Annotated in this window: 21 protein-coding genes; 20 read left to right on the top strand and 1 reads right to left on the bottom strand. The window is 47.0% G+C overall.

The annotated features are described in order from the left end of the window. Positions 1-450: 450 nt before the first annotated feature. From JOC27_RS12090 to JOC27_RS12145, 12 genes are all read left to right on the top strand, one after another. A complete protein-coding gene (locus tag JOC27_RS12090; RefSeq protein ID WP_205007553.1) occupies positions 451-1653 on the top strand; it encodes an ATP phosphoribosyltransferase regulatory subunit in 1203 nt (400 codons plus the stop codon). Further along, positions 1650-2300, top strand: coding sequence for an ATP phosphoribosyltransferase (gene hisG, locus JOC27_RS12095; protein ID WP_205007554.1), 651 nt, complete (start codon positions 1650-1652; stop codon positions 2298-2300). Before JOC27_RS12090 ends, hisG begins: the two co-directional genes overlap by 4 nt. Continuing rightward, positions 2287-3570, top strand: a complete 1284-nt coding sequence (hisD, locus tag JOC27_RS12100; protein WP_205007555.1) for a histidinol dehydrogenase — start codon at positions 2287-2289, stop codon at positions 3568-3570. Before hisG ends, hisD begins: the two co-directional genes overlap by 14 nt. After that, positions 3563-4156, top strand: a complete 594-nt coding sequence (gene hisB, locus JOC27_RS12105; protein ID WP_205007556.1) for an imidazoleglycerol-phosphate dehydratase HisB — start codon at positions 3563-3565, stop codon at positions 4154-4156. The genes hisD and hisB overlap by 8 nt, the downstream gene beginning before the upstream one ends. After that, entirely contained in the window at positions 4153-4803 is a 651-nt protein-coding gene (hisH, locus tag JOC27_RS12110) for an imidazole glycerol phosphate synthase subunit HisH (protein WP_205007557.1), read from the top strand. The genes hisB and hisH overlap by 4 nt, the downstream gene beginning before the upstream one ends. After that, on the top strand, positions 4803-5540 hold the full coding sequence (gene hisA / locus JOC27_RS12115; RefSeq protein WP_205007558.1) for a 1-(5-phosphoribosyl)-5-[(5-phosphoribosylamino)methylideneamino]imidazole-4-carboxamide isomerase: 738 nt from the start codon (positions 4803-4805) through the stop codon (positions 5538-5540). Before hisH ends, hisA begins: the two co-directional genes overlap by 1 nt. Further along, positions 5530-6288 (top strand): imidazole glycerol phosphate synthase subunit HisF, encoded by a 759-nt coding sequence (hisF, locus tag JOC27_RS12120; RefSeq protein WP_205007559.1) that lies wholly within the window; start codon positions 5530-5532, stop codon positions 6286-6288. Before hisA ends, hisF begins: the two co-directional genes overlap by 11 nt. Next, positions 6285-6959, top strand: coding sequence for a bifunctional phosphoribosyl-AMP cyclohydrolase/phosphoribosyl-ATP diphosphatase HisIE (hisIE, locus tag JOC27_RS12125; protein ID WP_205007560.1), 675 nt, complete (start codon positions 6285-6287; stop codon positions 6957-6959). The genes hisF and hisIE overlap by 4 nt, the downstream gene beginning before the upstream one ends. Positions 6960-7486: 527 nt before the next feature. After that, positions 7487-7936 carry a DUF2953 domain-containing protein gene (locus JOC27_RS12130; protein WP_205007561.1) on the top strand — a complete coding sequence of 150 codons (450 nt, stop codon included), beginning with the start codon at positions 7487-7489 and terminating at the stop codon, positions 7934-7936. Then, positions 7890-8366: a GerW family sporulation protein gene (gene ytfJ / locus JOC27_RS12135; RefSeq protein WP_205007562.1), complete on the top strand. Its 477-nt coding sequence runs from the start codon at positions 7890-7892 to the stop codon at positions 8364-8366. The genes JOC27_RS12130 and ytfJ overlap by 47 nt, the downstream gene beginning before the upstream one ends. A gap of 382 nt (positions 8367-8748) precedes the next feature. Next, on the top strand, positions 8749-9741 hold the full coding sequence (locus JOC27_RS12140) for a class I SAM-dependent methyltransferase (RefSeq protein WP_205007563.1): 993 nt from the start codon (positions 8749-8751) through the stop codon (positions 9739-9741). Positions 9742-9746: 5 nt separating this feature from the next. After that, a complete protein-coding gene (locus JOC27_RS12145) occupies positions 9747-10949 on the top strand; it encodes an acetate kinase (protein ID WP_205007564.1) in 1203 nt (400 codons plus the stop codon). Positions 10950-11118: 169 nt separating this feature from the next. Here the strand turns inward: JOC27_RS12145 and JOC27_RS12150 are convergent, their stop codons facing one another. Further along, positions 11119-12216, bottom strand: coding sequence for a M24 family metallopeptidase (locus JOC27_RS12150; protein ID WP_239530304.1), 1098 nt, complete (start codon positions 12214-12216; stop codon positions 11119-11121). Positions 12217-12401: 185 nt separating this feature from the next. On the opposite strand from JOC27_RS12150, the gene JOC27_RS12155 reads away from it, so the two are divergent. The 8 genes from JOC27_RS12155 (at position 12402) to pyk (ending at position 23868) form a co-directional block, all read left to right on the top strand. Beyond that, a complete protein-coding gene (locus JOC27_RS12155) occupies positions 12402-13085 on the top strand; it encodes a metal-dependent hydrolase (protein WP_205007566.1) in 684 nt (227 codons plus the stop codon). Between the two features lie 32 nt (positions 13086-13117). Next, complete coding sequence (locus JOC27_RS12160; protein WP_205007567.1) at positions 13118-14431, top strand: DRTGG domain-containing protein; 1314 nt, start codon at positions 13118-13120, stop codon at positions 14429-14431. A 48-nt stretch (positions 14432-14479) separates the two neighbouring features. Next, positions 14480-15448, top strand: a complete 969-nt coding sequence (locus tag JOC27_RS12165) for a DHH family phosphoesterase (RefSeq protein WP_205007568.1) — start codon at positions 14480-14482, stop codon at positions 15446-15448. 30 nt (positions 15449-15478) lie between these two features. Continuing rightward, complete coding sequence (dnaE, locus tag JOC27_RS12170) at positions 15479-18856, top strand: DNA polymerase III subunit alpha (protein WP_205007569.1); 3378 nt, start codon at positions 15479-15481, stop codon at positions 18854-18856. 268 nt (positions 18857-19124) lie between these two features. After that, entirely contained in the window at positions 19125-20003 is an 879-nt protein-coding gene (gene accD, locus JOC27_RS12175; protein WP_205007570.1) for an acetyl-CoA carboxylase, carboxyltransferase subunit beta, read from the top strand. Further along, complete coding sequence (locus JOC27_RS12180) at positions 19981-20979, top strand: acetyl-CoA carboxylase carboxyltransferase subunit alpha (protein WP_205007571.1); 999 nt, start codon at positions 19981-19983, stop codon at positions 20977-20979. Before accD ends, JOC27_RS12180 begins: the two co-directional genes overlap by 23 nt. Positions 20980-21016: 37 nt before the next feature. Continuing rightward, entirely contained in the window at positions 21017-21976 is a 960-nt protein-coding gene (gene pfkA, locus JOC27_RS12185; protein WP_205007572.1) for a 6-phosphofructokinase, read from the top strand. Positions 21977-22107: 131 nt separating this feature from the next. After that, on the top strand, positions 22108-23868 hold the full coding sequence (gene pyk, locus JOC27_RS12190; protein ID WP_205007573.1) for a pyruvate kinase: 1761 nt from the start codon (positions 22108-22110) through the stop codon (positions 23866-23868). Positions 23869-24023 lie beyond the last annotated feature (155 nt).

Below are 24023 nucleotides of genomic sequence, written 5' to 3' on the forward strand. Positions count from 1 at the left end.
TTCCATTATAAAGGATTTTTTTGTCTAGAAACCATATTAATTTTGAACATTCATAGTATTATGAATGGTTTGAATAAATTAGTGAAACGCTAGTAATGTTAAAATATGAAATTTCAGAATTAAGCATCAGAGAACTAAGAATCAGGGAGAGGACTAGGACGAGAACTAAGAAATGAAATGCACTATCAGCTTGGCATCGAGAGTAGGTCGCGTTATCAGCAAAGTAGCGCCGCGTGGCGTGTGCACGCGTGGCCGAAGCGCATTTGATGCAATGAAGCACTAGGAGCTTTGCCCGTTTTTCTCAACGCTTCACTGTATCCATTTTTAGGGCGATTAATCATTGACTTCATCCAGTAATTCAATTAAAATACAAAATACATACTTCAATATGCTAGCGAACTAAAGCGTTTGAACCCATAGAGATCGGAAACAGAGAGAGGATTAAAACGAATGACAAAGCCATATATGTTTGAAAAACCGCTAGGGCTACGGGATTCGCTACCTGCGACTCACCGGGAAATCGCCAGGCTCGAAGGAATTTTTCAAGAAGAATTACAACGATGGGGCTATGACTTTTTGCAAACACCAGCCTTGGAATATGCGGAAACAATTGGGCGCGCCTCAGCAATTGAAGACAGCCAGCTCTTTAAATTTCTTGATGCGGAAGGTCATCCCGTCGTGCTTCGTCCGGATATGACGACGCCAATTGCCCGAATCGCCGCATCGAGTCTTGGACAGGAACCGTTGCCATTACGTTTGGCCTATACGGCGGCTCTCTATCGCAGTCAGAAGAAAGAAGGCGGGCATCCGAGTGAGTTCGAACAGGCGGGGGCCGAATTAATTGGCGATGCGACACCGTATGCCGATGCTGAAGTTATCTCGTTGATGATGGTTTTGCTTGAAAAAGCGGGGCTTCAATCGCTGCGTCTGGCGATCGGCCATGTTGGTTTCGTCAAGGCTTTTTTCCAAGGTATGGCGGGTGATCCGGTTGCTGCCGAGCGTTTAAGCCATTTGCTTTACGTGAAGAATGATGTCGGTTTTCGTGAATGTGTTGCATCGCTTTGTCTGAATGATACGCGTTCCGATAAATTAAATGCCTTTATTGATTCAAGACGGATGGATAATGAGGCAACGTTGGATTTCTTGAGTAGCATTTCAGAACAGGATCCAGTGCTGCACACTTATTACTCGTCCATTGCTGAACTGGTCCAACTGCTGCGCTTTACCCATATGGAAGAAAAGATCGATCTCGATATTACGCTGATGCCACACCTAAGTTATTATACCGGTTTTGTTTTTCAAGGGTTCGGCGGCAGTCTTGGTTTTCCAGTTGCGAGTGGCGGACGCTATGACAATCTGCTCGCTCAATTCAATCGACCCTGCCCGGCAACCGGATTCGGCATCCGGATTGACCGACTAATGAGCGCCGTGCATCCGGACGCAATCAGTTTGGCAAAGCAGAAGATGGTCATTATCTATGATCAGGCAAATGCTGAGAAAGCCATGACATTTGCTCAGGAACAGCGGGAGAGAGGCTTGACGGTCGTGTTACAGTATACGGATGGCATTAAAGATTATGTTTCTTACGTCGCACAGTTTCAAACCGTCTATCGGTTTGTGAAAGAGGATACGGGATTGGAGACAAAGAAATGAATGATTCCATTATTACGATTGCGATGCCTAAAGGAAGGATATTCGGCGACGCCTGCAATCTATTGCGGCGGGCAGGTTTTGAGCTCCCTGCAGCCTTTGAAACAGCAAGGCGTCTGATTATCGATTTAGATGATGAGCCGTTTCGATTTATCCTTGCCAAACCGGTGGATGTACCCACCTATGTTGAATACGGTGCGGCTGATATCGGTATTGCCGGGAAAGATGTTCTGCTGGAGAGCGGACGCGATGTTTACGAGATGGTGGATCTAGGTATCAGTCGGTGTCATATGGCAGTTGCCGGTCTCCCGAATCATTCAAGCAAGCGACCCTATTTACAAATTGCGACGAAGTATCCGAAGATTGCTTCTGAATTTTATCGAAAACGCGGGGAACAGATCGATCTGATCGCTTTGAACGGGTCGATCGAGCTGGCACCTATTGTGGGACTCGCGGATGCGATCGTTGACATCGTTTCAACGGGCCAGACCTTGCGTGAGAATGGTCTTGTCGAATACGCCAAACTGATGGACATCAGTTCGCGTTTGATTGTCAATCCGGTTAGCTATCGTCTGAAGAAGGAAGCGATTGACAGAATCGTCAGCAGAATGATTGCAAGTGCGGAGGGATCAACTATTGGAATGGATTGAAAACGGAGATTTGGCTTTTTTAAAAGAGAGAAAAGTTGAAGCAAAAGAAGAAGCACGTCTTTCGGTTCGAACAATTATTGAACGGGTAAAGAAGGAAGGCGATGCAGCGCTTCATTTTTATACAAAACAATTTGACGGTGTAACGCTTGATCAATTAAAAGTATCTGCCGCAGCGGTGGAAGCGGCTTGCGCGCATGTACCGGATGAAGTTAAAGCGGCGATCAAATTGTCAGCAAAGAACATCCGCGCCTTTCATGAGAAACAAATGCCCGCCTCATGGATGGAAAACACTGAAGACGGCGTAACCCTGGGGCAACAGGTGACCGCACTTGACTCGGTCGGTGTTTATGTCCCTGGAGGAACGGCCTGCTATCCGTCTTCCGTATTAATGGGTGCGATCCCTGCCCTCGTCGCTGGTGTCACGCGTGTCGTTCTGATTTCGCCGCCGCAGAAAAACGGACAGATTGCTGCTGGCGTGCTTGCAGCAGCGCAGGAAATCGGATTGACGGAGATCTATCAAGTTGGCGGTGCACAGGCAATTGCCGCATTGGCGTATGGAACGGAAACGATTCGTCCCGTTGATAAAATTGTCGGCCCAGGCAACCTATATGTCATGTTGGCAAAAAAAGAAGTATTTGGCGATGTGGCGATTGACAGTCTAGCAGGTCCGAGTGAAATTGCGGTTATTGCCGATGAATCTGCGAATCCTGCATGGGTCGCTGCTGACCTGCTCTCTCAGGCAGAGCATGACCGGCTTTCGATGCCGGTGCTTGTGACGCCGTCGCAAGTTTTCGCGGAAAAAGTGGAAGAAGAAGTAGAAAAACAACTTCGTGACTTGCCAAGAAAGGCAATCGCTGGTTCTGCGATAAAATCGGTTGGTAAGATCATACGAACAGCCGATTTGGATGAATCTGTTGCAATTGTCAATCAGATTGCGCCTGAGCATCTCGAACTGGCTGTTGCTGATCCGGACGCTCTGCTTCCGAAAATTCGCCATGCGGGGGCGATTTTTCTCGGAATGTATAGTTCGGAGCCTGTTGGCGATTATGTCGCTGGACCGAACCACATCATACCAACGAATGGTTCTGCACGCTATGCCAGTCCGCTTGGTGTGGAAAGTTTTCTGAAAAGATCAAGTGTCATTCGTTATTCCGCAGACGCGTTGCGGGAGGTCGGGGCAGCGATTGCCGCTTTTGCCCGCTACGAAGGTCTGGAAGGCCATGCACGCGCGGTTGAGCAGCGTTTAAAGGGGGAAGCAAAACATGACTGAAAGAACAGCACAAATTGTACGCGATACGTTTGAAACACAAATTAAATTGACTTTATCAATCGATGGAACGGGCCATTCAAAAATTGAAACGGGTGTTCCGTTTCTAACACATATGCTAACCCTGTTCACGAAGCACGGATTCTTTAATCTAGAAGTGAGCGCAAGCGGGGATACAGATGTTGATGATCACCATACAACAGAAGATATTGCCATTTGTCTCGGACGCGCAATTCGTCAGGCAATAGGTGATAAAGCGGGAATTAATCGTTATGGCTATGCGTTGGTGCCGATGGATGAAACGTTGTCGGAAGTCGTGATTGATTTGAGCGATCGTCCTTATTTTGTTTTTCACGGTCAGCTACCCGCACAGAAAGTCGGTACATTTGATACAGAATTGCTAAAAGAATTTTTGGACAAGCTCGCAGTTGAGGCGCGTATGAATTTGCACGTTACGATCCGCTACGGCGAGAACACGCATCACATAATTGAATCGGTATTCAAGGCGCTTGGAAGGGCACTCGACACGGCCACCCTCAAAAATCCGAGGATTGAAGGCGTCCTCTCAACGAAAGGAACATTGGGATGATTGGGATTGTCGATTATGGAATGGGCAATTTGTACAGTCTCAGTCAGGCGTTGGAACGTCTGGATGCACCATTTTTGATCAGCAGTCAGGTGACAGAATTGGAAAAGACTGATGGTCTGATTCTGCCAGGCGTTGGTGCTTTTAAAGATGCGATGCGCGCGCTGACGCAGCAGAAGCTAGTTTCTTTTCTACGCGCGTACGCCGCGAATCAGCCGCTTCTTGGGATCTGTCTCGGCATGCAGCTTCTGTTTGATGAGAGCGAAGAAGGTGAATTAACTGCAGGACTCTCGCTTCTTCCGGGACGAATTGTTCGTTTTTCTGGCAAACAGTCTGATGGGAAGCGGCTAAAGGTGCCACATATGGGTTGGAATACGCTTGAATTTCAGCAGGCAGACGCGCCGATTCTCGCCGGACTTAAACCAGACTATGCTTATTTTGTCCATTCTTACTACGCTTGCACATCGGTGCCCGAAATTCTAATCGCGACCGCGCCTTATGGCATTGCAGTTCCGGCAATTGTCGGCCGCGGACTTGTTTACGGCACACAATTTCATCCAGAAAAAAGCAGTCGGTTTGGTGAGCAACTGCTGAAAAACTATCTGGATTTTGTTAAAGAAAAAAAACAACGTCGGGAGGCTGGCATCTGATGTTTACTTTATATCCGGCTATCGACCTGTTGAATGGTCATTGTGTACGGCTCTTTCAAGGTGATTATGCTCAGTCGACGATTTATGCGGATTCACCGGTTGAGGTAGCACGTGCATTCGCTAAGCAGGGTGCGAAATGGCTTCACGTCGTTGATCTTGATGGGGCGAAGGTAGGAAAACCGGAAAACCGCGAAATTATTTTTGAGATGGCTGCCGAGACCGGTGTCAATATTGAAGTTGGCGGCGGTGTCCGTTCCATGGCAACAATTGACGATTACTTGGCTCATGGCATCAAGCGGGTCATACTTGGCAGCTCGGCTATAGCTGATCCGGACTTTACACGCGCTGCGCTGAAAAAATATCCGGAAGCTGTGGCCATTGGTCTTGACGTCAAAAATGGCAAAGTTGCTGTTGAAGGTTGGCTTGCGGTCTCAGCAATTGAACCTGTTGAACTCGCACAGGAACTAATAAAAGCAGGCGCCGCCCATTTTATTTACACGGACATTTCCAAAGATGGGGCAATGGAAGGGACAAACCTTGATGGGGCTATAAGCTTGGCGCGGGCAATCGGCCAGCCGGTTGTGATTTCCGGCGGTGTAAGTTCGCTCAGTGAATTAAGGCGAATCGTGGAACATGCTGATTCAGCGGTGAGCGGCGCGATCATTGGTAAAGCGCTCTACACGGGAGCTATCGATTTAAGTGAAGCAGAAGAGATGGTGACTTCTTATGCTCGCTAAGCGAATTATTCCTTGCCTTGATGTCAAAGACGGTCGTGTGGTTAAAGGCAAACAATTTGTTCAGCTTCGCGATGCCGGCGATCCGGTCGAACTTGCGATGTATTATAATGAACAGGGTGCAGATGAGCTCGTTTTTCTAGATATTTCAGCATCCAATGAAGGACGTGAGACGATGGTGGACGTTGTTCGCGCGGTCGCCTCAAAACTCAGTATTCCGTTTACCGTTGGCGGCGGCATACAATCAATGGATGCTATTAAACGGTTGCTTCGTGCCGGTGCGGATAAAGTTTCATTGAATAGTTCGGCTGTTGCTCATCCAGAACTGCTCCGTGCCGGCGCTGATTTTTTCGGCTGTCAATGTATGGTTTGCGCCATTGACGCGCGCTTTGATCCAGACAGCGGACATTATTTGGTCTATACGCATGGTGGACAGAAACAGACCAGCCTGGATGCCGTTGAATGGGCTAAGGAAGCGGTTCGGATGGGTGCAGGCGAAATTCTTCTGACCAGTATGGATAAAGATGGCGAGAAAAGCGGTTTTGAATTGCACCTGACTAAGAAGATCAGCGATGCAGTTGATGTTCCAGTCATTGCCTCAGGCGGTGCAGGAAGCGCCAAGGATTTCTATGATGCTTTCATCGAGGGAAATGCCGATGCAGCGCTTGCCGCCTCAATTTTCCACTATAAAGAAACGACAGTATCTGAAATCAAACGTTATTTAAAACGAAGAGGAGTGGCCATTCGATGAATGCTGATGAAGTAAAATTTGATGAAAAAGGTCTAATCCCGGCGATTGTTCAGGATGCGCAAAGTAAAGAAATTCTGATGCTCGCCTTTATGAATAAGGAATCACTCGAAAAATCGATTGAAACAGGCGAGACATGGTTTTACAGCCGTTCCCGCCAGCAACTTTGGCACAAAGGCGAAACTTCCGGAAACACACAGAAAATTGTTGACTGGGCGGTCGACTGCGATGCCGATACACTGCTGATTAAAGTCAATCCAGCCGGTCCTGCCTGTCATAAAGGTACATACAGCTGCTTCAAGTCGGCTCAACCTGCTCAGGCAGAGGCGGTTGCTTGTTGCAATGACCGCTACGCGATCCTCGCTGAACTCGAACAGGTGATTGCTGCGCGCGAAGCTGAGCGTCCGGAGGGGACTTATACAACCTATTTGTTCAATGAAGGCTTGGATAAAATTTTAAAGAAGATCGGCGAGGAAACATCTGAAGTCATTATTGGCGCCAAGAATCATTCTGTTGCTGAAATTGAATGGGAAGTATCCGATGTGATTTACCACACTTTGGTGATGCTTCGTGAAGAAAAAATTAGTTTTGATCGGATTCTGCACGTGCTTGAAAAGCGTCACCGCGATAAAAGTGAATTCCAACGTGAGAAGGCAAAAGACCTAGATATTTAAATCGATTTGCCTTGATCGTTAAAAAAATAAATGATTTTGCGTACGGCGCTGGCGCTAGCTGATACAGCATGCAAGCGAGCAGCCGAAGCGCATTATTATTAGAAAAACTTGGCGAACTAAGTCTTTTGAACAATGATCAAGCCTTAGTTTTTCTTATACTTAATTCCTTTGAAATCTTTATACTTCCTTAACGTACAAAAAGAGACTTGGCTATTAGCCAAGTTTTTTTAATTATTTAGGAAATATTAACTGATGTATCGCTTTTTACAAATCGGTTAAAAAATTGAGCTGGGAAAATTGTCTACACGCTCAATTTGCCATGAAAGGACTGATTGCGAATGATTCTGATGCTTATCTTTTTGCTTTTCATGATAGTGATCATTGGTCTACTCATTCTCTTTTTATTAAAAAGCAAAGTGGCATTTCGCATCAGTTTTTTTGCCGATTTGGACCGTCTAAAGCTTAAGATTCACTTTTTTTTCAGGAATAAAGAGTTGCACACTTTTGAATGGGATGAGACTAGCCTTGTGAAACTTTCTAATAAATACGAACGTATCTTCAGCGTTTTCTTCAACACCCGGACAGATAGCGACGATTGGTTTTTTTTTGCCAGAAAAATGCACCGAGCGTTTGAGAAGCGCCATGTCGCTAATGTTGTGCAAGTGACCGACTTTGTTTGGATTACTTCAATAGGGACAGGGGAAGCCGATCAAGCCGCATGGCTCAGTGGGGTCATCTGGTCACTGAAATGTATGATTTTACCTCTGATCAGCGAGTGGCTGGATGATCCACCGCCGAGGATAAAAGTCGTTCCGCTTTTTCAGGAACGGCGGTTGGCGACACGTTTCTCGTGCATGATCTCGTTTAAGGCAGGAGAAGCTATAGCTATGATGCGGCGAATCAAGCGGCAAATGAAAGAGGGAGAAGCGGATGGCAGAGCATCCAATCCAAGGTTTAATGAAAACGGCGCTGGATAGTATTCAGGCGATGATTGATGTCGGGACGATTGTCGGCGATCCGATTGAAACAGAAGACGGACATATGATTGTGACAATTTCCAAAGTCGGTTTCGGCTTTGTGGCAGGTGGCAGTGAATTCAATACAAAGAATGACAATCAGGATGAAGAGCCCTCAGAGGACACAGAAGCCTATCTGCCGTTTGGCGGTGGTACAGGTGGGGGTGTATCGATTCGTCCAATTGCTTTTCTGATTATTGGGCCTAAAGGAGTTAAGACGATACACCTTGATAACCAGACCCATTTGTACGAGAAATTAATTGATCTGGCCCCGCAAACCGTTGAACGGGTAAAGGAGATTCTTGAGAAAAGCACACAAAAATCGCATTCAGGATTCAGAAATGGACGCAAAAAGCGGCGACAAGACGGCAGCGAGGAAGAAGAATTTTAAGGGACAGGCAAAAAAATCGGTGGAGTGCTCCGATTTTTTTGTCGTTTTTGGGAACTTTTTATCACAAAGGACGTAAAACAATGTAGCGATCATAGCAGCGAACGTGAAGAGTCTAACTTGAATTCTCACTGGACGATAGCTAAAATAAAAAGTAAGCGTGGCTGTCGGGAATATGAAAGATCGGTGTATCAGGAGGAAGAGGCGTTTGAAGGTTTTATTTTTTCTTCACATAAGTGAATGGGGTCAAACGTCTGGCCGCAAACAAAGAAATATGAATGTTAAGGAACACTCTTTATCTTTTGCTACACCGACCCACCGCTGATAAGAATCTTGAGGTTCTTTTTTATTGTAAGCGCTTTTTTATTATATGGAGGAAATTCTTTTGCAAACATCTCGGGTCAGTGAACTTTTTTCAATACTAGACAATGCGGCGCTTATTCTTCGAAAAGTACGTAAGACCAGTTATCTGGAAGCTTTGTGCGCCGCCGGCGAGCAGATTACCAATGGGCAAATTGACGATGCGTCTGTAAAAAGCCGTCTGCAACCACTTTATGACAATTTCTTTCAGGAAGGCATGACAGCTGAGGATGTTCGACGTGCTTTTCAGCTTGCGGTTCTAAAAGGAACGAAACAGCCTGGCGAAACATTTTATGATATGACACCAGATGCCCTTGTTCTCTTCATCGGACATATGGCCCGATTACTTGTTTCAGATAAGCAGGCTATTATCCTCGACCCGGCTGTTGGATCAGCGAATTTGTTGACTGGTGTGCTGAATCAGCTGGATAACGAATCGGTTACCGCTTGCGGTGTCGAGATAAATGACTTGCTGATTCGGCTTGCCTACACGAACGCCAATCTGCAGCAACAGGCGATTCATCTGTTGCATCAGGATGGTCTGAAAAAAATTCTTCAGGAACCGGCTGATCTTGTAGTCAGTGATCCGCCTGTCGGCATTTATCCGGATGCTGAATCTGCGAAAAGCTACCAATTAACCAGAATGGACGGTAAAGCGTACACGCATTTTCTATTTATCGAGCAGGGCTTGAATGCATTGAAAGAAGCCGGTTATCTGCTTTACCTCATTCCTAACCGTTTGTTCTCAGACGACAAGGAAAAGACTTTTTATCGTTATCTCGCAAAAAATGCTGTCGTACTTGCTTTGCTGCAATTGCCTTTATCGTTGTTTCAGACTCCTGAAGCTGCCAAATCGATTCTTTTGTTGCAAAAGAAGGGAACTGACGTCAGGCTTCCGAAACAGACGCTTCTTGCGGAACTTCCCGATTTCTCAGATGAAGCGGCCATGCGGGCATTTATGAAGCATATGGACAGCTGGTTTGCGGAGCACAGGAAGGACGCAAGTTGTGGAGGGTGAACGACATGGCGTTAATTTTAGCAGTCAATGCGGGCAGTTCATCGCTTAAGTTTCAACTGCTCGATATGCCGTCAGAAAAGCTTGTAACCAAAGGTTCCTTTGAACGGATCGGTTTATCAGATTCGATCGTAACCATCAGTTTCGGCGATGAAAAGATCCAGGAAGTTGCATCGATTCCGGATCACGAAGTGGCGGTTCGTACTCTGCTTGAGAAAATGACCGGGCTTCATATCATTCACAACTTGAATGAAATCAAAGGTGTTGGTCATCGCGTGGTTCATGGCGGTGAAACATTTGATGATTCGGCACTTGTGACGGATGATGTGATCCGGAAGATTGAGAACTTATCTGATTTGGCACCGCTCCATAATCCTGCTAATTTGGTCGGCATTAAAGCGTTCCGCGAGGTCTTGCCGGATATACCACAAGTGGTTGTTTTTGACACCGCATTTCACCAATCAATGGACGGTGAATCCTATTTGTATAGTCTGCCATTTGACTATTATAAGGAGTACGCGGTGCGCAAATACGGCTTTCATGGAACCAGTCATAAATATGTGACGATGCGCGCAGCCGAATTGTTAAAGCAGCCGATTGAAGATTTGAAACTGATCTCCTGCCATCTCGGCAATGGAGCCAGTATTACAGCCGTTCAAGGCGGAAAGTCGATTGATACATCGATGGGATTCACGCCGCTTGCCGGCTTGACAATGGGGACCCGCTCCGGTGATATTGATCCGGCGCTTATTCCTTACATCATGGATAAGACGGGTCTGAACGCGAATGAAGTCATCAATGTGCTGAATAAAAAGAGCGGGTTGCTTGGTATTTCCGGATTCAGCAGCGATTTAAGGGATATTCAGAAAGAAGCGAAGCGCGGCAATTCACGTGCAAAACTAGCTATCCGTATTTTTGTCGAACGGATACAGAAATTCATCGGTTCGTATGCGGCTAAAATGTCTGGTGTTGACGCCATTATTTTTACAGCCGGGATAGGCGAGCATAGTTCAATGATACGATCAAAAGTGATGCATGGTCTTGAGTTTATGGGGGTTTATGGGTCTGAGGATCAGAATCGGATCAATGGTCAGGAGGTGTTCATCAACGCGCCTCATTCACCGGTTAAGGTGCTTGTTATACCGACCAATGAGGAAGTGATGATCGCCCGTGATACAGTCCGTCTCTCTAAAATGGAATTGGAATCGTGAAGCGCCCGAATGACGCACGCCTGTGTTATCTTTGTAAGTATTGTTTTTGAAAAAAACGGCAGCCCTGTGTCTTACAACATTGGCGAGGTTTTTTTGTCAGAACAACAACAATAGAGCAAAAAAAGAGCCCGGCGTGTTTCGCCGGACTCTTTGATCAACTGAGAAAAAATCAGGAAATAATCTGTAATTCTTTTGGATAATGGGTCAGCAGTTCTGTTCCCTTGTCGCTAAGATAAACGTCGTCCTCAATACGGACACCGCCGACGCCCGGTAAATAAATCCCTGGTTCAATCGTAATGACCATACCTTTTTCAAGCAGGGCATCGTTATCTGCACTCATCGACGGTTCCTCATGTTCACCAAGGCCGAGACCGTGGCCGAGACGATGGGTGAAGTAGTCGCCGTAGCCAGCATCTGTAATCACTTTTCTTGCGACCCCATCTAAGTCACCAATCCGCAGGCCCTCGTGGACTGCTTCAATTGCTGCCAGATTGGCTTGAAGCGTGGTGTCATAGATTTTTTGTTGCTCATCGGAAACAAATTTGTAACCGACAGTCCGAGTAATGTCGGAGCAATAGCCATCAATGACAACGCCGAGATCGAAAAGCACGAAGTCACCTTCCTTGATTTGGCGTGTGCCAGGGATACCATGCGGCAGCGCGCTGTTATCGCCAGCGAGGACCATCGTATCAAAAGCCATTTCGGAATAGCCTTGTTTCGCTAATTCGTGTTCGATTTCAGCCACGATGGCAGCTTCTGTTCGCCCTTTTTTGATGGCATCAACGCCTAACTTGACGGCATAGTCGGCGAGCTCGCCTGCTTTCTTCATTGCGGCAAGTTCTGTGGCATCCTTGATACGGCGCATCGAAGCAATCAGTTCTTCTGCAGATCCGAACGACGTGCCTTCGAATAATTGTTGCACCGCTAATGCCTTTTTATACGGTAAAGTTGTCGGTTCGATATACATCTTGCCGCTGCCAGTGCGTCGCGTCGTCACAGCTTTGCGGACAATCTGCCATGGGTCTTGATCGTCACGGTAGCCAAATATCTCATGGCCAAAGGCGGATTCACGGGCTTTTCCGACTTCAAGTTCTGGGCATACGAGGAACGGTTCATCATCGGGGAAAATAAAAAGTCCGAGAAAACGTTCATGCGGATCACATTTAAAGCGGGTCAGATAGAATACATTTGTCGGATCGGCTATATAGGCGACTCGGCCATCATGGCTTTTCAGCCAGGTTGCGATTTGTTGAATTTTGTTCGTCAATGCGGTCACTCCAGTGTTTATTCTTTGTGGCATAATTTAACTACTCTTTAATTTATCACAAACAAGATGAAAAGTAAGGATTAATCTCAAAGAACATGTGAGTCCAAGAAACAGATCCGTTTGAATCTTCGACGGGTGTATAATAAAATTATTATCAAACTAAGGATCTATAAGGAGCGGAAACTGTGAAAATTACTTATATTGGTCACTCCACCGTATTGTTGGAAACAGAAAAAGCAAATCTGTTGATCGATCCTTATATTACAGAAAATCCACTTGCTGGTCTTACGATTGATGCGCTCCCGAAAATCGATGCGATTATTCTGAGTCATGGCCATGGGGATCATATTGGGGATACACAGGCAATTGCTGAACGAGATGGCTCGCTCGTGATCGCGATTGCTGAGCTTGCGACCTATTTCGGTTGGAAGGGATTAAAGACGCATGGTCTGTCAATCGGCGGCGGCTATACATTTCCTTTCGGAAGAATACAACTGACGATCGCCTTTCACGGCTCAAGTGTCACTTTAGAGGAAACGCACCAAATTCTCGATGCAGGCATGCCCGCGGGTATCTTGCTCGATATCGAAGGTAAGACGATTTATCATGCTGGTGATACGGCACTTTTTTCGGATATGAAATTGATCGGTAAGCGGCACCCGATCGATTTGGCGTTTCTCCCGATCGGCGATAACTTCACGATGGGTCCAGATGATGCATTGCTGGCGGCAAAATGGATTGGGGCAAGGGAGGTTGTACCGATCCATTACAATACATTTCCACCGATCCGCCAAGATGCCAGCAAGTTTGTGGACCAACTTGGCGGGTGCGGCCTTCTGCTCACGCCGGGAGAGTCTATTGAGAGATAGGAGCATCCAGGCCAGGAAAGTATGGTGAAAAAATGGAAACCAAGCATGACCAGATTCTTAAATATATTCAGGACTTAGAGATAGGTAGCAAAATATCGGTTCGTAATACCGCGAAGGTGCTCGGTGTCAGCGAGGGAACGGCTTACCGCGCCATTAAAGACGCTGAGAACCAAGGCTTTGTCAGCACGGTTGAGCGTGTCGGCACGATCCGAATTGAAAAAAAAGAACGCGAAAATATTGAGAAACTTTCTTTCGAATCGGTTGTCAAAATTGTGGATGGACAGGTCATCGGTGGTACAAGCGGTTTGTCGCGTACACTCAATCATTTTGTGATCGGTGCGATGGAATTGGACGCGATGAAACGCTATATTGGTGCGGATGATTTGATGATCTGCGGCAATCGTGAATCAGTGCATCGCTATGCGCTCGAAGAAGGCGCGGCGGTGTTGGTCACTGGTGGTTTCACGGTTAGTAGCAGTGTTAAGCAGTTGGCGGACACGCTCGGTCTTCCAGTGATTTCAACATCGTACGATACGTTTACCGTGGCCACGAAAATCAACCGGGCGATTTATGACCAGATGATCAAGAAAGAGATTGTTCACGTTTCTGATATTTTGATTCCTTTTTCTGAAACACAATTTGTTTATGACGAAGATTCTACCGCTGTTTGGCGGAAATTAAATCATGAGACGAAACACAGTCGTTTTCCAGTCGTCAATAAAGAGATGAAGGTTGTTGGCATTGTTGCGATGCATGATGTAATTAATCATTTGGATCGCGAGTCTATTCATGAGGTAATGACGCCGGATCCAATGGTCGTGACGCCATCGACAACGGTTGCTGCCGCTGCTCACCGAATGATCTGGGAAGGTATTGAATGCCTGCCGGTTGTCGACAAGAGCCACTACCTGCTTGGAATGATAACGCGCAGCGATGTACTCCGCGCCCTACAGATGATTCAGCAGCAGCCACAAATGGGTGAAACGATAGAAGACTTGATAGCGGCAAGCCTAGAAGAGCATCCCGATGGACCGGGGAACACGTATCAATTCAGTGTTACGCCGCAGATGACTGATTATCTTGGATCGTTGTCCTATGGCATGATGACATCGATGCTTGTTCATGTGGCGCGACGTCTTCTGAATCAGCGCCGAAAGGGCGATCTCGTGGTTGAAAACCTATCCTTTTACTTTTTTAAACCGGTTCAGATTGAGCAAAATGTACTTGTTCGGGCGGATATTCTGGAAATGACGCGGCGTAATGGAAAACTGGATTTTGAATTATTTGTTGATGAACAATTATGTGCCAAAGCGCTTCTGACCGCTCAATTTATTGATCGGTTTTGAGCGGTTGGCACCGTCAATGTCTGTAAAGACGAGAAGGGGGCAAAACTTGTGCTCGAAAAAATATTTGAAGAAATCAAAGCGAGTCAAACGATTATTATACACCGCCATGTTCGTCCGGATCCGGATGCTTTCGGTTCCCAGGGTGGTCTAGCCACTCTGATCAAGGATAATTTTCCTGAGAAAAAAGTGTGGTTAACCGGGGAAAAATCCGAATCACTCGACTTTTTGCTGACAATGGATACGGTTGCTGATGAAATTTATCAAGACGCTCTGGTGATTGTCTGCGATACGGCCAATCGTGAACGTATTGATGATCAGCGTTTTACTCAAGGACGCAAGCTCATTAAAATTGATCATCATCCGGTTGTCGATTCTTATGGCGATCTGGAGTGGGTGGATCCATCATCCAGTTCAACGAGTGAAATGATCGCGCGGTTCTGCCGCAGCCAGCCGCAACTGAAATTGACACCACAGGCTGCGCGGCTTTTATTTGCCGGAATTGTCGGTGACACGGGACGATTTCAGTACAGTAATGTGACACCTGAAACTTTTGAAACTGCGGCGGAACTTGTACGACAGCCCTTTGATCGCCAGGATTTCTTTAATCATCTTTATAGAAATAATGTGAACGTACTGCACCTGAATGGCTACGTCTTGCAGAATTTTACGCTGACACCTGAAGGGGTCGGCTTTATCAAACTGTCACTTGACACAATCCGTCACTTCCATTTGCAGTCATCCGATGCATCTTCACTGGTGAACTGTTTCTCATCTGCGGAAAATTTGAAGGCTTGGGTGCTTTTTTCTGAAGAAGAAGGCTTAATCCGCGCACGCATTCGTTCAAAGGGACCGGAAATTCATTTGCTGGCTGCTAACTATCATGGTGGCGGTCATCCAATGGCTTCAGGAGCCACAGTTTACAATTGGGAAGAAGCAGACCAGTTGATTGCTGATCTGCGGGCGCTCGTACGTCACGATGATGAAGCTACTGAAACACCAGGCAGTTTGGAATCCTGAGTCCATTTGCATGCAGAGGAGGCGATACCGATGGCATTCATTCCGCTCCATGTTCATAGCGAATACAGCTTGCTGAACAGTACATGTCGCATTGACCAGTTGGTCGCTCGGGCAAAAGAAGAGGGACAGCAGGCGCTCGCAATTACGGATCAAAATGCGCTTTACGGTGTTATCCCTTTTTATAAGGCGTGCAAGGCGGCAGGTATTCACCCGGTTATCGGTTTGTCGCTAAGTGTTGGCCTGATGAAGGGGAATACGGTTCGGAACGCTGCTGATAAACTTTTTCAAGGGTCAATTATTCTTCTTGCGAAAAACAACAAGGGCTATCGCCAGCTCGTTGCGTTGGCATCGAAGGTTCAAATGAAAAAAGAGAAATATCTCAATTTCAGTGAACTTTCCGGGCATGGCGAAGGGGTGATCGCGCTCTCTGGAGGACAGCGCGGACCGGTCAATCAATTGCTTGCTTATGGAGCGATCGAGCAAGCGGAAAAGCTTGCCGCTTCTTTTAAAAATATATTTCGCGATAATTTCTATCTCGAATATCAGCCGGGCTGCCCATTGTCTGAATTGAAGGCGCTACAGAACAAGCTGCAGCTGCCACTCGTCGCCACTTGCGCCATTCATTATCTGAACCCAGAAGATGCCGAAACATTTGCTTGTTTACGGGCCATTGATAAAGGAACAGAACTGACCACCGAACTTCAGACCGTGCAAAAAGAATATTGGGTATATCCGAAGAAGAGCGACTATCAGACGCTATTTAACGGATTAGACGCTGGCTCGATCGCCATAACAGAGACTATTGCCGCGCAATGCTGCGTTGACTTTCGCTTTGATCAACAGCGCTTACCCGCCTTCCCGCTCCCTGACGGAGCGCGCGCGAAAGATGTCCTGCACCGTGCTTGTCTGAACGGTTTATCCCGGCATTATCCGCAGCCGACCGAAGTGGTAATGGCCCGGATGGAAAAAGAGCTCGCGATTATCGATCAGATGGGGTTCAATGATTATTTTCTGATCGTCGCAGATCTCGTCGATCATGCACGAAAGTCAGGCATCATGCCTGGTCCAGGACGGGGATCCGCTGCCGGTTCGCTTGTCGCGTTTCTGCTCGGCATTACTGAAGTCGATCCAATTCAATTTGATTTGCTGTTTGAACGATTCTTGAACCCGGAACGTGTGACCATGCCAGATATCGATCTCGATTTTCCCGATGAAGACAGGGATAAGATGATTGTCTACGCCTATGAGAAATATGGGAAGGAACATGTTGCGCAGATTATAACGTTTGGAACGTTTGGCGCACGTGCGGCGATTCGGGATGCCGGGCGGACGTTGCCCATTGCGCCACATCTTGTCGACAGTATTGCCCGCCTTATTCCTTCTGCGCCGAAAATGACGCTTGAGAAGGCCTTTCAAGAGTCGCAAAAATTGCGAAATGCACTCGATCAGTCAACTGATGCGGCTGCCCTATTTGCACTGGCTCGACGACTTGAGGGCTTACCGCGGCATCCCTCGATTCATGCCGCTGGAGTTATCTTTAGCGACCAGCCGCTTTCCTCTCTTGTTCCAATTCAAGAAGGCCATGATCATTTTGCTATTACGCAATTTCCAATGGAGGTTCTCGAATCACTTGGTTTGCTGAAAATCGATTTTCTCGGTCTGCGCAATCTGACTTTTATGCGTCAGGTCATCGATTCGGCCAATCAACGCCTAGCAGCTGGCCTCTCACCACAATCGATTCCTACGGCTGATCGTGAGACTTATGCGCTACTTGGACGCGGCGACACAACAGGTGTTTTTCAGTTGGAGTCTGATGGGATGCGCCAAGTGCTGCGGAAGCTGGGGCCAACCGATTTTGAAGACATTGTCGCGGTCATTGCCTTGTATCGTCCAGGACCTGTCCAATTTATCGATCAATACATAAAACGAAAACACGGAGAGGAAGCCGTTCACTATCCGCATCCCGATCTGGAACCCATTCTAAAACAGACATATGGCGTTCTCGTTTATCAGGAACAAATCATGCAAATTGCGGTTCATATGGCAGGCTATTCGCTTGGTCAGGCAGATATCCTCAGACGGGCTGTATCGAAAAAGAAAAAAATGCTGCTTGAGCAGCAGCAGAAAGATTTTCTAAATGGCTGTCAACGGAATGGCTATGATCAAGACACAGCTGCTCGCCTTTTTGAATTGATCGTCCGTTTTGCCGATTATGGATTCAATCGTTCGCATGCAGTTGCCTACAGCATCATCGCCTATCGTATGGCCTATCTTAAAGCGCATTTTCCCCAGGTTTTTATGGCATGCCACTTGTCTAGTGTCAGCGGAAATCCGAGCAAATTAATCGAAGGCATTCGCGAAATTAGAAAAATGGGGATCCAATTGCTGCCCCCATCCGTAAATCATAGCGGAAGAACATTTGAACCTGAAGATGGAGCGATTCGTTTCGGGCTCAATGCCATAAAGAATTTGGGAATCAGTGCGGTTGATGAATTAATTGTGGAAAGGAGTAGCCGCGGGAAATACACGAGCCTTTATGATTTTTGTCAACGTGTGGCTATGCGGAAAATGAATCGCAAGGCAATCGAGTTTTTAATTTTTGCTGGTGCCTTTGACGGCCTTCATGCCGATCGCGCCGTATTGTTGGCAACTTTGGATCAAGCAATACGGATTGGAGAGGAAGCCGACCAACAAGTCTCGGGTCAGGTAACGCTTGAGCTGTCCAATGACGTGCAAGAGGCTTATATCGATGTCCCGCCGCTCTCGCCGCAGGAGCGGATGTATTACGAAAAAGAAGCCCTCGGCATGTATCTTTCGGAGCATCCATTGGCCCGCTTGCGCAACCAATTGCCGCAGGCCTTGGCGAGGCTTGGAAGCCTGACTGCGTGGCACGAGAATCAAAAAATGACAGTTGCAGCGTGGATTGAGACGCTTAAAATCACACGCACCCGAACTGGCCGCTCGATGGCTTTTCTTTCGTTGAGCGATGAAAACGGTGGCTGCGATGCGATATGCTTCCCAGCGGAATTCGAACGCTGGCAGAACGCTTTAAAGAAAGATGAACTCGTTATTCTGGAGGCCAAAAAAGCTTTCAATAAAGATTTCGATGCACAGTTGATTGTGTTGAAGGCGGAGCGGTTACAATCCTATCTTAATCGCCAGCAGGACGTGTTGTTTCTGCGTGTCGATGCGGCACATCATCGACCGGAAATACTCGAGCGACTGAAACAGGCGATAGCGAAAAATAGTGGAATGCATCGGATTGTGCTTCATTACAATAAAGGCAATCGAACGATTGCGCTCGATCATGCCTATACGGTTGATCTTGCCCCTCGATCAGTTGACAGCTTCCGACAACTTCTCGGTTCTGAAAACGTCCGCATCCGCCAGAGTAGCATTTTTTCTTAAAATTTGCAGAAGCCTCTGTTATAATGATGAAGCTGAGCATGGGCCTGGAGTGAAACATAGGTGCTGCCGGCTGCAACCGGACGCCTGTTGCATCAAGCGTTCTTCAGGTGTCACGTCGTGCGTGAGTGCGCGCCGCGGTCAGGCTGTCAGATAATGTTGAAAAACAGAGAAAACAATCGACGATTCAATGAATAATAAGTGAAAGATCATTGAATTGTTTCCGGACAGGATTAAATTCATGCTTTGATAAAGAATGAGGGTGATATACTTGTTAAAGGACTTTTTTGTTAAAAAGAAAAGGTATGCGACAGTTCCATCCGCGAAAACGAGGCAGGATGTTCCTGAGGGGATCGTACTAAAGTGCCCGAAGTGTAAAAAAATCATGTACGTAAAAGAACTCAGAAAACATCTGTATGTCTGTCAATCTTGCGGGTACCATTATCCGCTTGGGGCACGTGATCGCGCAGAAATGCTTTTTGACGAAGGGTCGTATAAAGAGTTTGACCAGGAATTGATTTCTCTGAACCCGCTTCATTTCCCAAATTACATGAATAAACTGGAAAACGACCGCAAGAAAACCAATCTTAATGAAGCGGTATTGACAGCGATGGGAGAAATTGAAGGCCAAAAAGCTGCCGTAGCAATTATGGACAAGGGGTTCCGAATGGGCAGCATGGGCTCTGTTGTGGGTGAAAAACTGACGCGACTCGTGGAATACGCCGGGGCGCATCAGTTGCCTGTGATTATTTTTTCAGCGTCAGGTGGGGCACGAATGCAGGAAGGCATGCTCAGTTTGATGCAGATGGCGAAAACGAGCGCGGCGCTGAAAGCGTTCAGCGAAAACGGCGGTTTATTTATCTCAGTCATGACTCATCCAACAACAGGCGGTGTATCTGCAAGCTTCGCTTCGCTCGGTGATTATAATCTGGCCGAGCCGGGCGCGTTAATCGGTTTTGCCGGACGGAGGATTATTGAACAGACGATCGGCGAAAAACTTCCTGATGATTTTCAGACGGCGGAGTTCCTTCTGAAACACGGACAACTTGATCGAGTCGTACCGCGAAACGACATGCGGCAAGTGCTCGGCAATCTGCTCGCACTTCACGTGGAAGGAGGAATGCCTGATGGGATCGGAACTCGAGTTTGAGAAACCGATAAACGAGCTGAAACAGAAAATCACTGATTTGAAGATCTTTATGGATGAGAAAGACATTGATTTGTCCGGTGAACTGAGTCAGTTGCAGGAAAGATTGAATGCGCTGGAAAAGCAAACCTATGGGAATATGACACCGTGGGATCGCGTTCAAATTGCTAGAGAGTTTTCACGACCGACCACACTGGATTATATCCCGCTCCTGTTTAAAGACTTTATGGAATGTCACGGGGATCGCTGTTTTGGTGATGATGCAGCGATTGTCGGTGGTGTTGCCTGGTACCACGACCGGCCGGTGACGATAATCGGTGAGCAACGCGGGCGTGACACGAAAGAGAACATCAAAAGAAATTTCGGTATGCCTCATCCAGAGGGATACCGAAAAGCGCTGCGCTTAATGAAACAGGCAGAGAAATTTAATCGGCCAATAATTACTTTTATTGACACAAAAGGAGCTTTTCCTGGCTCATCAGCTGAAGAGCGTGGACAGAGCGAAGCAATTGCTAGAAATTTATATGAAATGGCTTGGCTGTCTGTGCCGGTCATCAGCGTCGTCATTGGTGAAGGCGCGAGTGGCGGAGCACTGGCTATAGGCGTTGGTAACAAGATTTTAATGCTTGAGAACTCTTGGTACTCAGTTATATCTCCGGAAGGAGCAGCCGCACTTCTCTGGAAAGATTCAACGAAAGCTGAACGCGCAGCACAAACAATGAAAATTACCGGATCGGATTTGAAAGATCTTGGCATTATTGATAAACTGATTCCGGAGGTGCTGGGCGGTGCGCATCACGACCCGAAGAAGCAAGCTGGGTTGATTGATCAAACGCTGAAGGAAACTCTTTCTGATTTGGACAAGCTAGACCGAGAACAGCTGCGGGAGCAGCGCCTCGCCAAATATCGGGCAATTGGCGATTTCGGTACGTTTCAGCCAGATAATGAAGGCAAGTCGGCATTTTCTTATTCAGAGTGAATTTGATACGATTTGAGATCACAAATGGGGTGAAAACATGAAGAGAATTGGCGTACTGACAAGTGGCGGCGATGCTCCTGGCATGAACGCGGCGATTCGCGCCGTTGTTCGCGCGGGCATCTACCGCGGGATCGAAGTGTATGGCATCTATCATGGTTATAAGGGATTGATTACCGGTAATATTAAGAAGCTTGAAGTTTCTGATGTTGGCGATATCGTGCAGCGTGGCGGTACTATCTTGTATACGGCTCGCTGTGAAGAATTCAAGACTGAAGAAGGACGCGCTATTGCTATCGAACAGTTGAAGAAGTTCGGCATTGAAGGCCTCGTCGTTATCGGCGGAGACGGCTCTTTTATGGGCGGCGTTAAGCTTACTCAACTCGGCTTCCCGACAATCGGGATCCCAGGGACGATCGACAATGATATTCCCGAAACAGATTTCACACTTGGCTTTGACACGGCTTTAAATACAATTATTGATGCCATTGATAAAATCCGCGACACAGCGACATCCCATGAACGTCGCTTCATTATTGAAGTTATGGGACGCGGCTGCGGCGATCTTGCTCTATGGTCCGGTCTTGCGGACGGCGCGGAATCGATCCTCATTCCAGAAAAAACTGAAGACATTGACCAGATTTGCGACCGTTTGAGCCGTGGTCTTGAGCGCGGCAAGCGCCATAATATCATCATTGTCGCTGAAGGCGTCGGCAGTGCTGATGAAATTGCAAAGAAAATTAAAGAAAAGAATAATATGGATACGCGTGTCACGGTCCTCGGACACGTGCAACGCGGCGGATCACCGTCGGCTTTTGACCGAATTCTTGGCAGCCGGATGGGTAGCAAAGCAGTTGAACTGCTGCTCGCTGGCGAAAAGGGTAAAATGATCGCGATCCAGAATAATCATATCGTCGCTCATGACATTCTTGATTTGCTGACAAAGAAACATGATTTTAACGAAAGCCTCTTTCAGCTTGCAAAAGAATTGTCTATTTGATCCGATTCATTTGAGCTGTTACAGGAAGATGAAAAATCCTACCATTGATGGATACAGGATATAGCTCTTTGGCATTGGGGTAACCTATTTTTTAGTGCATATACATTAAAACAATTGTTGGGGGTATTATGATGAGAAAAACGAAGATTGTCTGCACACTTGGCCCTGCAAGTGATACAGTAGAACGTCTCGTTCAGCTGATTAACGCAGGAATGAACGTTGCACGTTTCAACTTTTCACACGGTAGCCATGAAGAACATCACCAGAAAGTTGTCAATCTGCGCGAAGCGATGAAAATTACAGGCAAAACGGTCGGTATTCTCCTTGATACCAAGGGACCGGAAATCCGGACACATGACATGGCAACTCCTGAAGTTCTTCTTGAAGCAGGCAAAACGGTTGATATCTCAACAACTGAAGTCAAAGGTACTGCTGAAAAATTCTCCATTACTTATGCCGAATTGATTGATGATATTCATGTCGGCACAAAGATTCTGATCGATGACGGTCTGATTGAACTCGAAGTTACCGGCATCGATAAAGAAGCTGGATTAATCCATAACAATATTTTGAACACCGGTGTTTTGAAGAGTAAGAAAGGTATTATCGTACCGAACGTCAGCATTAATCTTCCAGGAATGACTGACAGAGACGCCGATGACATCGTATTCGGTATTGGTGAAGGCATTGACTTCATCGCCGCATCTTTTGTCCGCCATGCCTCTGACGTTCTTGCTATTCGCAAATTGTGTGAAGATAATGGCGCTCATGATGTACACATCTTCCCGAAAATTGAAAGTCAGGAAGCTGTTGACAATATTGATGAAATTCTTCGTGCGGCTGACGGCATCATGGTTGCCCGTGGCGACCTTGGGGTTGAAATTCCACCGGAAGATGTGCCGCTCGTTCAGAAACGCTTAATTAAAATGTGTAATAAAGTGGGCAAGACGGTTATTACCGCAACACAGATGCTCGATTCAATGATTCGTAACCCGCGTTGTACACGTGCCGAAGCGAGTGACGTGGCAAATGCCATTTTCGACGGAACTGACGCGATTATGCTTTCCGGTGAAACAGCTTCTGGTAAATGGCCGGTTGAAGCCGTTACGACCATGAATAATATCGCGACAAAGACGGAAACGGCGCTCGATTATCCGGCTATTTTGAGAAGACTGAGCAAAGTGAGCGAAAAGACGATTACTTCGGCGATCGGCGAAGCAGTAGCACATACGGCGCTTAGCCTCGATGTAGGCGCAATTATCACCTCTACGGTCAGTGGCCATACGGCGCGTGTTGTTTCCCACTATCGTCCGAAGGCACCAATTGTTGCAGTTACAAACTCCGAACGTGTGGCGCATAAGATGTGCCTCGCATGGGGTGTGACACCTGTGCTGAGTGAAATGGCAAAAACAACGGATGAAATGTTCGACATCGCTGTAGACAGTGCTGTTAAATCAGGACTTGTTAAGAAGGGCGAATTGGTTGTCATCACAGCTGGCCTTCCGGTTGCTGAAGCGGGTACGACGAACTTGCTGAGAATCCACGTTGTTGGCGATGTGCTGGCACAGGGACAAGGCGTTGGTCGCAAAGCGTCGACTGCGCCGGTATATGTAGCAAGCAGCGCGGAGGACGCAAATCAGAATATGCCTGAAGGTGCGATTCTTGTTGCTCATGCAACGGATAAGGAATACATCCCGGCAATGCGTCGCGCATCCGGTGTGATCACAGAAGTTGGTGGTTTGACTTCTCATGCTGCAGTTGTTGCTGTTGAATTTGAAATTCCGGCAGTTATCGGCGTGGAAAAAGTAACGGACCTATTCACATCCGGTGAAGTTATTACAATGGATGGCGAACGTGGCAAGATTTATCTCGGACATGCCAACGTATTGTAATTTGATTCACGAACAATAAGTATTAAAATAAGAGAAGGCGCAGCAAACGCGTCTTCTCTGTTTTTTTAGTGCGCCCGGCATGGGTGACAGCTAGGCGGTGAAAGTCCGCTACAGGCTTGGCAGTAGGAACTGTTAGCTGAGGACAAGGGTGTCTG

Source organism: Sporolactobacillus spathodeae (assembly GCF_016908935.1).
In the GTDB taxonomy this organism is placed as follows: domain Bacteria; phylum Bacillota; class Bacilli; order Bacillales; family Sporolactobacillaceae; genus Sporolactobacillus; species Sporolactobacillus spathodeae.